Source organism: Micromonospora sp. ATLC16, from assembly GCF_057196645.1.
This window is the reverse complement of the sequence record NZ_JBXUOW010000187.1, coordinates 1-446: the sequence shown is the minus strand read 5'-3', so window position 1 is coordinate 446 and position 446 is coordinate 1. Positions and strand designations below refer to the sequence as shown.

The 446-nt window shown below is 78.5% G+C and carries 1 pseudogene; it reads right to left on the bottom strand.

Annotated elements, in window-relative coordinates:
• Window positions 1–446 (bottom strand): annotated as a pseudogene (locus tag AC2CHE_RS26990) (GGDEF domain-containing protein); the annotation flags it as partial.

Sequence of the window (446 nt, the reverse complement as noted above, 5' to 3'; positions counted from 1 at the left end):
GCCAGCAGCGCCGCCCGCCCGGCGGCGGGACCGGCCGGCAGCGCGGCCAGCAGCACCAGGGCGAGCAGGGTCAACCCGGCGCCAGCGCGACAACGGGCGGAGCCGCTGCCGCGACCGGACCCGGTCAGCGCGGTCAACGCGTCGACGGCGAGCAGGCCCAGGAGGACCGCGACCGTCAGCCGCAGTGGGGCCGGCACACCGGCGTACGGCAGCAACAGCCAGGCGGTGAGTATCAGGCAGACACCGGGCGCGGCCTGGTCGAGTAGGCCGCGCAGGCGTCCTCGGATCGACGGCCGCGGCCGGTGCAGGCTGAACAGGCCACCGCCGAGCAGCGCGGTGGTGCCGGCGAGCCCGGCCGCAGCGGCCGCCGGGCGGTATCCGGCGGAGGCCAGCGGCAGCACCGCCGCGGTCAGGCCAGCGGTCACCACCGCGGCGTGCAGCAGGGC